General features: G+C 55.6%; 11 protein-coding genes. 7 read left to right on the top strand and 4 right to left on the bottom strand.

Annotated features, from left to right (window positions below; genetic code table 11):
• Positions 1–4 precede the first annotated feature (4 nt).
• From ssuD to ssuE, 3 genes are read right to left on the bottom strand one after another with little or no spacing between them, the layout of a single operon-like run.
• Positions 5–1150: an FMNH2-dependent alkanesulfonate monooxygenase gene (gene ssuD / locus NQ230_RS15710; protein WP_198885090.1), complete on the bottom strand. Its 1146-nt coding sequence runs from the start codon at positions 1148–1150 to the stop codon at positions 5–7.
• Entirely contained in the window at positions 1147–2109 is a 963-nt protein-coding gene (locus tag NQ230_RS15705; RefSeq protein WP_257258132.1) for a sulfonate ABC transporter substrate-binding protein, read from the bottom strand. Before NQ230_RS15705 ends, ssuD begins: the two co-directional genes overlap by 4 nt.
• A complete protein-coding gene (gene ssuE / locus NQ230_RS15700; protein ID WP_023335146.1) occupies positions 2102–2677 on the bottom strand; it encodes an NADPH-dependent FMN reductase in 576 nt (191 codons plus the stop codon). The genes NQ230_RS15705 and ssuE overlap by 8 nt, the downstream gene beginning before the upstream one ends.
• A gap of 248 nt (positions 2678–2925) precedes the next feature.
• Between ssuE and pyrD the strand changes: the two genes are divergently transcribed.
• Together pyrD and zapC are read left to right on the top strand one after the other, a co-directional pair.
• Positions 2926–3936 carry a quinone-dependent dihydroorotate dehydrogenase gene (pyrD, locus tag NQ230_RS15695; RefSeq protein WP_032638810.1) on the top strand — a complete coding sequence of 337 codons (1011 nt, stop codon included), beginning with the start codon at positions 2926–2928 and terminating at the stop codon, positions 3934–3936.
• 165 nt (positions 3937–4101) lie between these two features.
• Positions 4102–4644, top strand: a complete 543-nt coding sequence (gene zapC, locus NQ230_RS15690) for a cell division protein ZapC (protein ID WP_023311020.1) — start codon at positions 4102–4104, stop codon at positions 4642–4644.
• On the opposite strand, the gene NQ230_RS15685 is transcribed toward zapC, so the two are convergent.
• Positions 4641–5750, bottom strand: a complete 1110-nt coding sequence (locus NQ230_RS15685; protein WP_257258129.1) for a YcbX family protein — start codon at positions 5748–5750, stop codon at positions 4641–4643. The two genes, zapC and NQ230_RS15685, sit on opposite strands and share 4 nt — an antisense overlap.
• A gap of 98 nt (positions 5751–5848) precedes the next feature.
• On the opposite strand from NQ230_RS15685, the gene rlmKL reads away from it, so the two are divergent.
• The 5 genes from rlmKL to pqiC are packed head-to-tail and all read left to right on the top strand — an operon-like array spanning position 5849 to position 13352.
• Positions 5849–7957, top strand: a complete 2109-nt coding sequence (gene rlmKL / locus NQ230_RS15680) for a bifunctional 23S rRNA (guanine(2069)-N(7))-methyltransferase RlmK/23S rRNA (guanine(2445)-N(2))-methyltransferase RlmL (protein WP_257258128.1) — start codon at positions 5849–5851, stop codon at positions 7955–7957.
• Positions 7958–7969: 12 nt separating this feature from the next.
• A complete protein-coding gene (locus NQ230_RS15675; RefSeq protein WP_257258126.1) occupies positions 7970–9877 on the top strand; it encodes an ABC transporter ATP-binding protein in 1908 nt (635 codons plus the stop codon).
• Between the two features lie 13 nt (positions 9878–9890).
• Positions 9891–11144, top strand: a complete 1254-nt coding sequence (gene pqiA / locus NQ230_RS15670) for a membrane integrity-associated transporter subunit PqiA (protein ID WP_257258125.1) — start codon at positions 9891–9893, stop codon at positions 11142–11144.
• 4 nt (positions 11145–11148) lie between these two features.
• A complete protein-coding gene (gene pqiB / locus NQ230_RS15665; RefSeq protein WP_257258124.1) occupies positions 11149–12789 on the top strand; it encodes an intermembrane transport protein PqiB in 1641 nt (546 codons plus the stop codon).
• Positions 12786–13352 (top strand): membrane integrity-associated transporter subunit PqiC, encoded by a 567-nt coding sequence (gene pqiC / locus NQ230_RS15660; RefSeq protein WP_024907767.1) that lies wholly within the window; start codon positions 12786–12788, stop codon positions 13350–13352. Before pqiB ends, pqiC begins: the two co-directional genes overlap by 4 nt.
• Positions 13353–13499: the final 147 nt, after the last annotated feature.

Here is a 13499-nt window from a genome sequence, read left to right as displayed (position 1 = left end):
CTCCTTAGCTCTGTGCGGCTTTGCGTGGAATAAACTCGTTCGCCACGGCTTCGCCCTGAAGCTGAAGCCGCTGCGGCTGCGGAATTTCCGGAATGGCAACATCCAGATGCGGGAATAACAGCTCGCCCACCTTGTACGCCTCTTCCAGATGCGGATAACCGGAGAGAATAAAGCTGTCGATACCCAGCTCGGCGTATTCATTAATCCGGGCGGCTACGGTCGGACCGTCGCCGACCAGCGCCGTGCCCGCACCGCCGCGCACCAGGCCGACGCCCGCCCACAGGTTCGGGCTGATCTCCAGGTTCTCGCGCTTGCCGTTGTGCAGGGACGCCATTCGGTGCTGTCCGACGGAGTCGGTTTTGGCAAACGCGGCCTGTGCCTTCGCGATGGTCTCATCGTCCAGATGGGAAATCAGGCGGTCGGCGGCCTCCCAGGCTTCTTCATTGGTTTCGCGCACAATCACGTGCAGGCGAATGCCGAAGCGCACTTTGCGGCCATGGGCGGCCGCTTTAGCGCGGACCTGGGCAATTTTTTCTTTCACCAGCTCAGGCGGTTCGCCCCAGGTCAGATAGAGATCGACCTGCTCTGCCGCCAGATCCTGGGCCACATCCGACGATCCGCCAAAATAGAGCGGCGGGCGTGGCTGCTGCACCGGCGGGAAGTAGAGTTTCGCGTCGCGAACGTGAATATGCTTGCCTTCAAAGGTAACGGTTTCACCTTCCAGCAGACGTCGCCAGACGCGGGTGAATTCGGCGGAGGCTTCATAGCGCTCGGTATGATCGAGGAATACCCCATCGCCCGCCAGCTCCTGCGGATCGCTGCCCGTCACCAGGTTAAACAGGGCGCGACCGTTGGACAGCCTGTCCAGCGTTGCCGCCTGACGCGCCGCCACGGTGGGGGAGACGACGCTCGGGCGTAATGCCACCAGGAACTTCAGACGCTGGGTGACAGGGATCATCGACGCGGCCACCAGCCAGGCATCTTCACATGAACGTCCGGTCGGGATCAGCACCCCGGTGAAACCGATTCGGTCCGCCGCCTGCGCAATCTGCTGCAGGTAGCCGTGGTCAACCGGGCGCGAGCCCTCTTCTGTACCAAGATAGTGTCCATCACCGTGGGTAGGTAAAAACCAGAAAAGATTCAGACTCATGATTTAGCTCCTTCTTTGCCTGCGGGCTGCCAGATGCGTTCGCGAATAGTGACCTGTTTTGGCACCAGGTGGTTTTGATAGAAAAGGTCAGCCGTTTGTTGCTGAAGCGCGGCGACGTGCGCGTCCACGGGCGTAATGGTGGTCGGCGGACGGTGGTTGAGATAGCTCGCGATCACCGGCTCAGGTAAGCCCATGGTTTTCGCCAGCAGGGCAATGCTCTCCTGACGCTGGGTCTGGGTCAGCGCGTCGGCCTGGGTAAAGGTATCCAGTACGCCCTGAATAAATGCGCCGTTCTTTTCCGCATAAGGACGCGCGGCCAGGTAGAACGAGCCGGTCTGCTTCAGCGTGGTGCCGTCTTTCAGCACGCGAACGCCGCCCTGCAGTAATGCGGCGGAGTAGTACGGATCCCAGATGGCCCAGGCATCAACGTTCTTCTGCTGGAACGCGGCGCGCGCGTCGGCAGGCGTCAGGTAAACAGGCTGAATGTCAGTGAACTTGAGCCCGGCTTCTTGCAGGGCACGCAGCAGCAGGTTGTGTGAGCTGGAACCTTTCTGGAAAGCAACTTTATGCCCTTTAAGATCGGCGACGCTTTTAATGTCGCTGTTTTCAGGCACCAGAATCACTTCGGCCTTCGGTTTGGGCGGCTCAACGCCAACATAGACGAGGTCCGCTCCCGCCGCCTGGGCGAATATCGGCGGAATATCACCCGTGCTGCCGAGATCGATACTGCCCACGTTCAGGGCCTCCAGCATCTGCGGGCCAGCCGGGAACTCCACCCAGGAGAATTTGGTGTCCGGGAAGCGTTTTTCCAGAAGCTGGTGGCTTTTTGCCAGCACCATGCTGACGCTGCCTTTCTGATAGCCAATGCGTAAATTTTCCGGAGCCGTTTCTGCGGCATGGGCCAGCGAGCTAAGCGCCATCAAACCTGCCAGGCCGATGCGGGTTAACGTTTTAAACATGTGCGACTCCTTGAGGCTGACCAAACGCCGGCGCCTGGATATCCCTGCGGTGCAGAGCATGCCAGAAGGTTTCCAGGGCAGTATCGAGGCGGGTTTGCAGGTTCGGCGTAAAATGAGGTTTATGTTGGTAATCGATAACCTGAGAGTCATCTGCGAAAACGCCGTGGAGGATCTCCTGCGCTTTCAGCGCGTTCAGCACCGGCTTCAGGGCATAATCCACGGCCAGTAGATGGGCAACCGTACCGCCCGTTGCCAGCGGCAGCACGACTTTGCCGTCCAGCGCGCGTTCCGGAAGCAGATCGAGCAGGGTTTTCAGCGCCCCGGAAAAAGAGGCTTTATAAATGGGCGTTGCCACGATTAAGCCGTCAGCGCCGTTAAGCTGCTCGATGAGCGTTTTAAGCGCAGGGCTGTCGAAACGGGCATAGAGCAGATCTTCAGGTTCGAAGTTATGCAGGTTCCAGTGGCACACTTCCACATCCAGGGCATTGAGTTTTTCGCGGGCATATTCCAGCAGGGCGCTGGAGCGCGAAGGGAATCGTGGACTTCCGGCCAGGGTAATGACGCGCATACTTCCTCCTTATAACTAATTGTTTGCTTTTATCTAACATTCATAACAATTTTAAGGAGTGTGACACCGCGCGGTTATTCCACTAAATGATTTATCTGCAATTAAAATGCGAAAAAGTGCATAAGAAATAGACAGGGAGGTAAACGATTGCGTTTTACGCTGATTTTTTGCCGCAGGTCAATTCCCTTTCGCGCGTGGATCGCCCATAATCCCCTCCCGGTTTGCACACCGGGAATCCAGGAGAGTTCATGTACTACCCCTTCGTTCGTAAAGCCCTTTTCCAGCTCGACCCTGAGCGCGCTCATGAATTTACATTCCAGCAATTACGTCGTATTACCGGAACGCCTCTGGCCGCTCTGGTGCGTCAGAATGTGCCGGAAAAACCTGTGCAGTGCATGGGTCTGACCTTTAAAAATCCGCTGGGTCTGGCGGCGGGTCTGGACAAAAATGGCGAGTGCATTGATGCCCTGGGCGCGATGGGCTTTGGCTCCATTGAAATCGGTACCGTCACACCGCGCCCGCAGCCGGGAAATGACAAGCCGCGCCTGTTCCGCCTGGTTGAAGCCGAAGGGCTAATCAACCGCATGGGCTTTAATAACCTCGGTGTTGATCACCTTGTTGAGAACGTAAAAAAAGCCCATTTTGACGGGATATTAGGCATCAATATCGGCAAAAATAAAGACACGCCGGTAGAGCAGGGTAAAGATGACTATCTGATTTGTATGGAAAAAGTCTACGCCTATGCCGGTTATATTGCGGTGAATATTTCTTCACCCAATACCCCGGGGCTGCGTTCCTTACAATATGGCGAAGCGCTGGACGATCTTCTGAGTGCCATTAAAAATAAGCAAAATGAACTCCAGACGATCCATCATAAATATGTTCCGGTCGCGGTTAAGATCGCCCCGGATCTTTCTGCCGAAGAATTGATCCAGGTTGCCGACAGTTTGGTTCGCCATAATATTGATGGTGTGATTGCAACCAATACCACCCTCGATCGCTCCCTCGTGCAGGGAATGAAAAACTGTGACGAAGCGGGTGGGTTAAGTGGACGTCCGGTACAATTAAAAAGCACCGAAATTATTCGCGCCCTGTCTGCGGAATTAAAAGGACGTCTGCCGATTATTGGCGTCGGTGGCATTGACTCAGTGATTGCTGCACGCGAGAAGATGGCGGCGGGTGCGTCACTGGTGCAAATCTATTCCGGCTTTATTTTTAAAGGACCACCGCTGATTAAAGAAATCGTTACTCATATCTAATCTTTTCTCTTAATCAGACAACCAGGGCTTTATTTCCAGCCCTGGTTGTTTTATATTCCGTCACTGTTGCTTATTTAGACATTATAGTCTTTTATTAATGGTGTTATAAACGAAGCGGCGATCAGGACAATTTTAGTACAGGATGTTTGGGGACGGGAGAGACACATGCGAATTAAACCTGACGATAACTGGCGCTGGTATTTTTGCGACGAGCATGATCGAATGATGCTCGATTTAGCCAATGGCATGTTGTTTCGTTCTCGTTTTGCCCGCCGAATGTTAACCCCGGACGCGTTTTCCCCGTCGGGCTTTTGCGTTGACGATGCGGCGCTTTATTTCTCTTTTGAAGAAAAATGCCGCGATCTGGTGCTCTCTAAAGAGCAGCGTGCCGAGCTGGTATTAAATGCGCTGGTGGCTATCCGCTTCCTGAAACCGCAAATGCCGAAAAGCTGGCATTTTCTTGCGCACGGTATGAGCTGGACCCCGGCAACGGGCGACGCGGCCAGCGTAAATCTGAGCGATACCGCAGAAGAGGTGAGCCTGCTGGTGGTTGAGCCAGGCGAAAATGCTGCGCTCTGCCTGCTGGCACAGCCCGGCGTAACCATTGCCGGGCGGACGATGCAGCTTGGCGATGCCATTAAAGTGATGAACGACAGGCTGAAGCCGCAGCTGCGCGTAGATTCCTTCAGCCTCGAACAGGCGGTTTAAGCTTCCAGCTGTACGGACGTTTTCGGTATGCAGCTACAGCACAGAATTGTGCCGTCATTTCCAATTGCCGATTTTTTCAGCGCACTGACCTCTCCATCCACCAGCTTGATGCGGCAGCATCCGCAAATGCCTGCGCGACAGGAATAGGGTACGCGAATACCTGCCTGCTCCAGTTGCTCCAGTAATACCTGCTGGTTGTTGCCACGGATGACGCTGCCCTGCCAGTGAATATCTACCGCAGAAGCGACATTTGTCACAACGTCGACCATTTCTTCTTCCTGACCTGAGCCGTACACTCTTGCAGGCCCGCGGGCAAGGATCTCTACCTCATCACCGACGCGAATTGCGCCGCTGGAGCGCGGAATTAGGTTCTGGCCGAAATCAACATCGCCGCTGTCCTGCGCGGTGCGGAACGACTGCAGCGTCTTCAGCGGTTCGCCGGAAGGGTGCTTCTGGCCTTTCTCAGGGCTCACCGTGGTGAAAATGCAGCGGCTGCAGGGCTTCACCACGTCAAAAATCACGCTGCCGATGCGGATCACCTTCCAGGTGTCTTCGTCCCAGGCGTCGACAGCCGTAACCACCAGGTTCGGACGGAACTGTTCCATCTGAACGCTCGCTTTGCAGCGGCCTTGTAAATCACGCAGCGAGGCTTCGTTGGTCAGCAGGAACGGGAAGCCATCGGCGAAGGAGAGGGGAACGGCGTCATGGCGCTTTACGCGACGCGTCGGTTCAGGCCCAACCCAGCGCAGCTGCACGTCGCGGGAGAAGAAACCGCTTAGCCAGCGGTTAATTTCATCCGGGGCGATGCGCGCGGTAAAATGATTGCCCCACACTTCCGTTGGCGCATCGACAGGCGCAAAATCAGCAAAGCGAATGACCGCGCTGGAGCCGTCCGGCGCGGTCAGATGCAAACCGTCATGAAGCGGGGAAGGGGTAAAGCGAACCATCTGCGGGAACTGGCGTGCGGTAATGAACGTGCCGTCAGGCTCGGTGACCATAAAAATACGATCGAAGGCGAATCCGCTCATATCGGCCAGCGCGTGAGAGACGCCTATACCGCGCATGGATTTCACCGGATGGATAAAAAGCCTGGATAACGTCGCCACTGCACACTCCCACAAATGAAAATAAGCCTTCAACTTTATGACATACACGCCATATTAGCTATAATGCGCGACAATTTTCTAAGAGTAAAAGTGACGATATGAATTCTCTGTTTGCCAGTACGGCCCGTGGGCTGGAAGAGCTGTTAAAAACTGAACTGGAAAGCCTGGGCGCACAAGAGTGCCAGGTGGTTCAGGGTGGTGTCCATTTTGAGGGCGACACGCGGCTTATTTACCAGAGCCTGATGTGGAGCCGTCTGGCGTCGCGCATCATGCTGCCGATGAAGGAGTGCAAGGTCTATAGCGACCTGGACCTCTATACCGGCGTACAGATGATCGACTGGACAGAGATCTTCACGCCAAACGCCACCTTTGCGGTGCATTTCAACGGCGTGAACGACGAGATCCGCAACAGCCAGTACGGTGCCCTGCGCGTAAAAGACGCCATTGTTGACTGCTTCACGCGTAAAAATAAGGAACGTCCGAACGTCGATCGCGAAAATCCGGATCTGCGTATTAACGTCTGGCTGAACGGCGATACGGCAAGTATTTCTCTCGATCTGAGCGGCGCGGGCCTGCACCTGCGCGGCTACCGCGATCGCACCGGTATGGCACCAATTAAAGAAACGCTGGCTGCCGCCATCGTCATGCGCTCCGGCTGGCAGCCGGGCACGCCGCTGCTCGATCCGATGTGTGGTTCCGGTACGTTGCTGATTGAAGCGGCCATGCTGGCAACCGACCGCGCGCCGGGCCTGCATCGCGGCCACTGGGGCTTTAAAGGCTGGGCACAGCACGACGAAGCGATCTGGAAAGAGGTCAAAGACGAAGCGCAGACCCGCGCGCGCAAAGGTCTGGCAGAGTACACCTCCCACTTCTACGGTTCGGACAGCGACCCGCGCGTCATTGAACGCGCGCGCAGCAACGCCCGTCGCGCCGGTATCGGCGAGCTGGTCACCTTCGAGGTGAAGGACGTGGCGAACCTGACCAACCCGCTGCCAAAAGGCCCGTACGGTACCGTGATCAGCAACCCGCCATACGGCGAGCGTCTGGACAGCGAGCCGGCGCTGATTGCCCTGCACAGCCTGCTGGGCCGCAATATGAAGGACTACTTCGGCGGCTGGAACCTGTCTCTGTTTAGCGCCTCGCCGGAGCTGCTGAGCTGCCTGCAGCTGCGTGCCGATCGCCAGTTTAAGGCGAAAAACGGCCCGCTGGACTGCGTGCAGAAGAACTACCATCTGGCGGAGAAAGCGGCGGACAGCAAGCCATCCGGCGTGGCGGAAGATTACGCCAACCGCCTGCGCAAGAACCTGAAGAAATATGAGAAGTGGGCGAAGCAGGAAGGGATTGAATGCTACCGCCTGTACGACGCCGACCTGCCGGAGTACAACGTGGCGGTTGACCGCTACGCGGACTGGGTGGTGATTCAGGAATATGCTCCACCGAAAACCATCGATGCGCAAAAAGCGCGTCAGCGCATGCTGGACGTCATTGCGGCGACCATCGCCGTGCTCGGCATCACGCCGAACAAGCTGGTGCTGAAAACCCGCGAGCGCCAAAAAGGGAAAAACCAGTACCAGAAGATGAATGAGAAGGGCGATTTTATCGAAGTGGGCGAGTACAACGCCCGCCTGTGGGTAAACCTGACCGACTATCTGGATACCGGCCTGTTCCTTGACCACCGTATCGCCCGTCGCATGCTGGGCCAGATGAGCAAGGGCAAAGATTTCCTCAACCTGTTCTCCTATACCGGCAGCGCGAGCGTGCATGCGGGTCTGGGCGGCGCGCGGAGCACCACCACGGTGGATATGTCCCGTACCTATCTGGAATGGGCGGAGCGCAACCTGCGTCTTAACGGTTTAACCGGACGTCAGCACCGCCTGATGCAGGCCGACGTGCTGGGCTGGCTGCGTGAAACCGACGAGCAGTTCGATCTGATCTTTATCGATCCGCCGACCTTCTCCAACTCCAAGCGTATGGAAGATAGCTTTGACGTACAGCGCGATCACCTGCGCCTGATGACCGACCTGAAGCGCCTGCTGCGCAAGGGCGGCACCATTATGTTCTCGAACAACAAACGCGGCTTCCGTATGGATCATGACGGTTTAGCAGCCCTGGGGCTGAAAGCACAAGAAATCAGCCAAAAAACGCTGTCTCAGGACTTTGCCCGCAACCGTCAAATTCATAACTGCTGGTTGATTACCGCGGTCTGAAAGGAAAAATAAATGTCATTAATTAGCATGCACGGCGCGTGGCTCTCTTTTAGCGATGCGCCACTTCTCGATGATACTGAACTGCATATTGAAGACAACGAACGCGTCTGTCTTGTAGGCCGTAACGGCGCGGGTAAATCCACGCTGATGAAAATCCTCAACCGTGAACAGGGTCTGGATGATGGGCGCATTGTTTACGAACAGGATCTGATTGTTTCCCGTCTGCAGCAGGACCCTCCTCGTAACGTGGCGGGTACCGTTTATGATTTCGTTGCAGAAGGGATTTCTGAGCAGGCTGAATACCTGAAGGGCTATCACGAAATTTCACATCTGGTGATGACCGACCCAAGTGAAAAAAATCTCAATGAGATGGCGCGCCTGCAGGAGCTTCTGGATCATCACGGTCTGTGGCAACTTGAAAGCCGTATCACGGAAGTGCTGGATCAGTTAGGTCTGGATGCGGATATGGAGCTGTCGGCGCTCTCCGGCGGCTGGCTGCGTAAAGCGGCGCTCGGCCGCGCGCTGGTCAGCGGCCCGAAGGTACTGTTGCTGGATGAACCGACCAACCACCTGGATATCGAAGCGATTGACTGGCTGGAAGGGTTCCTGAAGACCTTTAACGGCACCATTATTTTCATCTCACACGACCGTTCGTTTATCCGCAACATGGCAACGCGTATTGTCGATCTCGATCGCGGCAAGCTGGTCACCTATCCTGGCGATTACGATACCTATCTGCTGGAAAAAGAAGAAAACCTGCGCGTGGAAGAGCTGCAAAATGCGGAGTTTGACCGCAAGCTGGCACAGGAAGAGGTCTGGATCCGTCAGGGTATCAAAGCCCGCCGTACCCGTAACGAAGGCCGCGTGCGTGCCCTGAAGGCGATGCGTAACGAGCGCAGCGCTCGCCGTGAAGTGATGGGCAGCGCGAAGATGCAGGTCGAAGAGGCATCCCGCTCCGGTAAGATTGTCTTTGAAATGGAAAATGTCGATTACCAGGTCGATGGAAAAGTTCTGGTGAAAGACTTCTCCGCTCAGGTGCAGCGTGGCGATAAAATTGCCCTCATTGGCCCGAACGGCTGTGGTAAAACCACGCTGCTCAAGCTGATGCTCGGTCAGCTGCAGGCTGACAGCGGCCGTGTTCACTGCGGGACAAAGCTGGAAGTCGCCTATTTTGACCAGCACCGTGCAGAGCTGGACCCAGACAGAACGGTGATGGATAACCTTGCTGAAGGTAAGCAAGAGGTGATGGTTAACGGTAAACCGCGCCACGTGCTGGGCTATCTGCAGGACTTCCTGTTCCATCCTAAACGTGCAATGACCCCGGTGCGTGCGTTATCTGGCGGAGAGCGTAATCGTCTGCTGCTGGCGCGTTTGTTCCTGAAACCAAGTAACCTGTTGATTCTCGATGAACCAACGAACGACCTGGATGTCGAAACGCTGGAACTGCTCGAAGAGCTGATCGACGGCTATCAGGGCACCGTGATGCTGGTCAGCCACGATCGTCAGTTCGTTGATAACACCGTAACCGAGTGCTGGATCTTCGAAGGTGAAGGGCGAATTGGACAATACGTAGGCGGTTATCATGATGCAAAAGGGCAGCAATCGCAGTCTCTGGCGCAGAAACAGACAAAGTCCAAAACAAGTTCTGAACCTGCTGTAACAAAAGCAGAAACTGTCAAGAAAACCTCGGCTAAACTAAGTTATAACCTGCAGCGCGAACTGGAGGGGCTACCTCAGCGTCTGGAAGAGCTGGAGACCGCGCTTGAGGATCTGCAAAAACAGGTTGCTGATGCGTCATTCTTTAGCCAATCGCATGACTATACTCAGAAAGTACTGTCTGAACTCTCCGCGGCTGAAAAAGCCCTGGAAGAAGCATTTGAGCGCTGGGAGTACCTTGAGTCTCTGAAGAACGGCGCATAAACAGGGATAACATATGTGTGACCAGCACCATGCCGACAGGCATATTTTATGCTCGCAATGCGATATGCTCGTGGCGTTGCCAGAGCTTGGTCACGGACATAAAGCCCTGTGTCCACGTTGCGGTGCGACGTTGACAACCGAGTGGGACGCGCCGCGGCAGCGTCCCACTGCTTACGCTCTGGCAGCACTGTTCATGCTGCTGCTCTCCAATCTCTTCCCCTTCATCTATATGAAGGTGGGGGGGATAACCAGCCAGGTGGATTTGCTTGAAATCCCGGGCGTGATGTTCTCGGAAGATTACGCCAGCCTCGGCACCTTTTTTCTCCTGTTTGTCCAGATAGTCCCGGCGTTGTGCCTGGTCGCCATCCTTTTGCTGGTGAACCGCGTCAGGATGCCGGTATCACTGAAAATCCGGCTTGCGCGTATCCTTTTTCAGCTTAAAAGCTGGGGCATGGCCGAAATCTTTCTGGCGGGCATTCTGGTCAGTTTCGTGAAGCTGATGGCGTATGGCGATGTAGGGATCGGCAGCAGCTTTGTTCCGTGGTGCCTGTACTGCGTCCTGCAGCTGCGCGCGTTCCAGTGCGTGGACAGGCGCTGGGCGTGGGATGATATCGCTCCGGCACCGACGCTTGCGCAGAAGGTGAAGGTCGGCGTGCCCGGTATTCGTCAGGGGCTGCGTTCTTGCCCATGCTGCACCGCCGTGCTGCCCGCCGATCTCGACGTTTGTCCGCGCTGCGAAACGAAAGGTCATGTACGCCGTAAAAATAGCCTGCAGTGGACGATGGCGCTGCTGGTCACGTCCATCATGCTGTATCTGCCCGCCAATATTCTGCCGATCATGATCACCGATTTGCTCGGCGACAAAATGCCCTCCACGATCCTGGCCGGGGTGATATTGCTCTGGGGGGAAGGTTCTTATCCGGTTGCTGGCGTCATCTTTATCGCCAGTATTATGGTGCCAACCTTAAAAATGATCGCTATCGCCTGGCTTTGCTGGGATGCGAAAGGTCATGGGAAACGCGACAGCGAGCGCATGCACCTGATTTATGAAGTGGTCGAGTTTGTCGGACGCTGGTCAATGATTGACGTGTTTGTCATCGCCGTTCTCTCTGCGCTGGTGCGGATGGGCGGTTTGATGAGTATTTATCCCGCGATGGGGGCTTTAATGTTTGCACTGGTTGTGATTATGACCATGTTTGCGGCCATGACCTTCGACCCTCGTTTATCGTGGGATCGTGAGCCTGAATCAAGCCATGAGGAAGAGTAAGAGCATGGAAAATAAGAGTGGAGAGGCGAAAGTGCAGAAGGTCAAAAACTGGTCGCCGGTGTGGATTTTTCCCATCGTGACCGCGCTGATCGGTGCATGGATCCTGTTTTATCATTACAGCCATCAGGGACCGGAAGTCACGCTGATAACCACCAATGCCGAGGGGATTGAGGGCGGTAAAACGACCATCAAAAGCCGTAGCGTGGACGTGGGCGTGGTCGAAAGCGCAATCCTGACCGACGATTTAACCCATGTGGAGATTAAGGCGCGCCTTAATGCCGGCATGGAAAAACTGCTGCATGGCGATTCCGTTTTCTGGGTGGTTAAACCGCAGGTAGGGCGCGAAGGGATCAGCGGATTAGGGACGCTGCTCTCAGGGGCTTACATCGAACTGCAGCCGGGCGCAAAAGGCAACCAGCCAGCGCAATACCAGCTTCTGGATTCACCGCCACTTGCGCCGCCTGATGCCAAGGGTATACGCGTGATCCTCGACAGCAAAAAAGCGGGCCAGCTTACGGCGGGTGACCCGGTTCTGTTCCGCGGCTATCGCGTGGGGTCGGTGGAGAAAAGTACGTTCGATCCTCAGAAAAGAGCCATCAGCTATCAGCTGTTCATCAATGCGCCTAACGATCGTCTGGTCACCAGTAACGTTCGCTTCTGGAAGGACAGTGGCATCGCGGTGGATCTGACCTCGGCAGGCATGCGCGTTGAAATGGGCTCGCTGACAACCCTCTTTGGCGGCGGCGTGAGTTTTGACGTGCCGGAAGGGCTTGACCTCGGGCAGCCGGTGGCGGAGAACACCGCTTTCCGCCTGTTCGACGATCAAAAAAGCATTCAGGATGCGCTCTACACCGATCACGTTGACTTCCTGATGTTCTTCAAAGATTCCGTCCGCGGTCTGCAGCCGGGGGCGCCTGTTGAGTTCCGCGGCATTCGCCTCGGTACGGTTGGACAGGTGCCGTTCTTTGTGCCTGGCCTGCAGCAGGTGCTGGATGATGATTACCGTATACCGGTGCTGATTCGTATTGAACCCGAACGCCTGATCAACCAGATTGGCGAGAATCAGGATATTGCCACCCATATCAGTCAACTGATGGAACGCGGTCTGCGCGGGTCGCTGAAGACGGGTAACCTGGTGACCGGTGCGCTGTATGTGGATATGGACTTCTACCCGAAAGCACCGCCGATTACCGGTATTCGTGAATTTGGTGGCTATAAGATCATCCCAACGGTGAGCAGCGGTCTGGCTCAGATCCAGCAGCGCCTGATGGAGACGCTGGATAAGATCAATAATCTGCCGCTGAATCCGATGATTGAAGCGGCGACAGGTTCATTGCATCAAAGCCAGGCGACAATGCAACGCCTGCAGACCACGCTGGATAATATCAATAAGATCACTGCCAGCCAGAGTATGCAGCAACTGCCGCAGGACATGCAGAAAACGCTGCGTGAGCTGAACCGCAGTATGCAGGGCTTCCAGCCGGGCTCTGCGGCCTACAATAAGATGGTGGCAGATATGCAGCGTCTTGATCAGGTCTTACGTGAACTGCAGCCGGTGCTGAAAACGCTCAACGAGAAGAGCAATGCGCTGGTGTTCGAAGCGAAAGATAAAAAGGATCCTGAGCCGAAGAGGGCAAAAGAATGAAAAAGTGGCTATTGATGGTTGGCGCTCTGCTGTTAACGGCGTGCAGTTCAGGGGTAGATAATAAAAGCTACTATCAGCTTCCTGTGGCTACCCACAGCGGTGGGCAAAGCACAGCCAGCCAGGGAAACCGTCAGCTGTGGGTTGAGCAGGTTGCGGTGCCGGATTATCTGGCAGGAAACGGGGTGGTCTATCAGACCAGCGACGTTAAATACGTGATTGCGACGAACAACCTGTGGGCCAGCCCGCTCGATCAGCAGCTGCGCAACACGCTGGTGGCCAATCTCGGCAGCCAGCTTCCCGGTTGGGTTGTCGCGTCGCAGCCGCTGGGTAACGACCAGGATACGCTGAACGTCACGGTAACGGGCTTCCACGGCCGTTACGACGGTGCGGTGGTGATCAGCGGGGAGTGGTTGCTGAACCATCAGGGGCAGCTGATTAAGCGTCCTTTCCATCTGGAACTGAAGCAGCAGAAAGATGGCTATGACGAAATGGTGAAAGTCCTGGCTCAGGGTTGGGCACAGGAGTCGGCCAGCATCGCGAGAGAAATTTCCCGGCTGCCATAAGTAAAATTCATCATCAAAAACCGCAGTTGGCCCGTTGCTGATTGCGGTTTTTTTTTCGTTTTCACTTCAGTTTGTTACTTGTGCCACGTCACAATTTTTGTACAAATGAACTTCCAGGTAGCTCACAAATATGACACCCGTATGAAT

Origin of the sequence: Enterobacter asburiae, assembly GCF_024599655.1 — a bacterium.
Lineage (GTDB): Bacteria > Pseudomonadota > Gammaproteobacteria > Enterobacterales > Enterobacteriaceae > Enterobacter > Enterobacter asburiae_D.
This window is presented reverse-complemented; position numbering and strand designations above follow the sequence as displayed.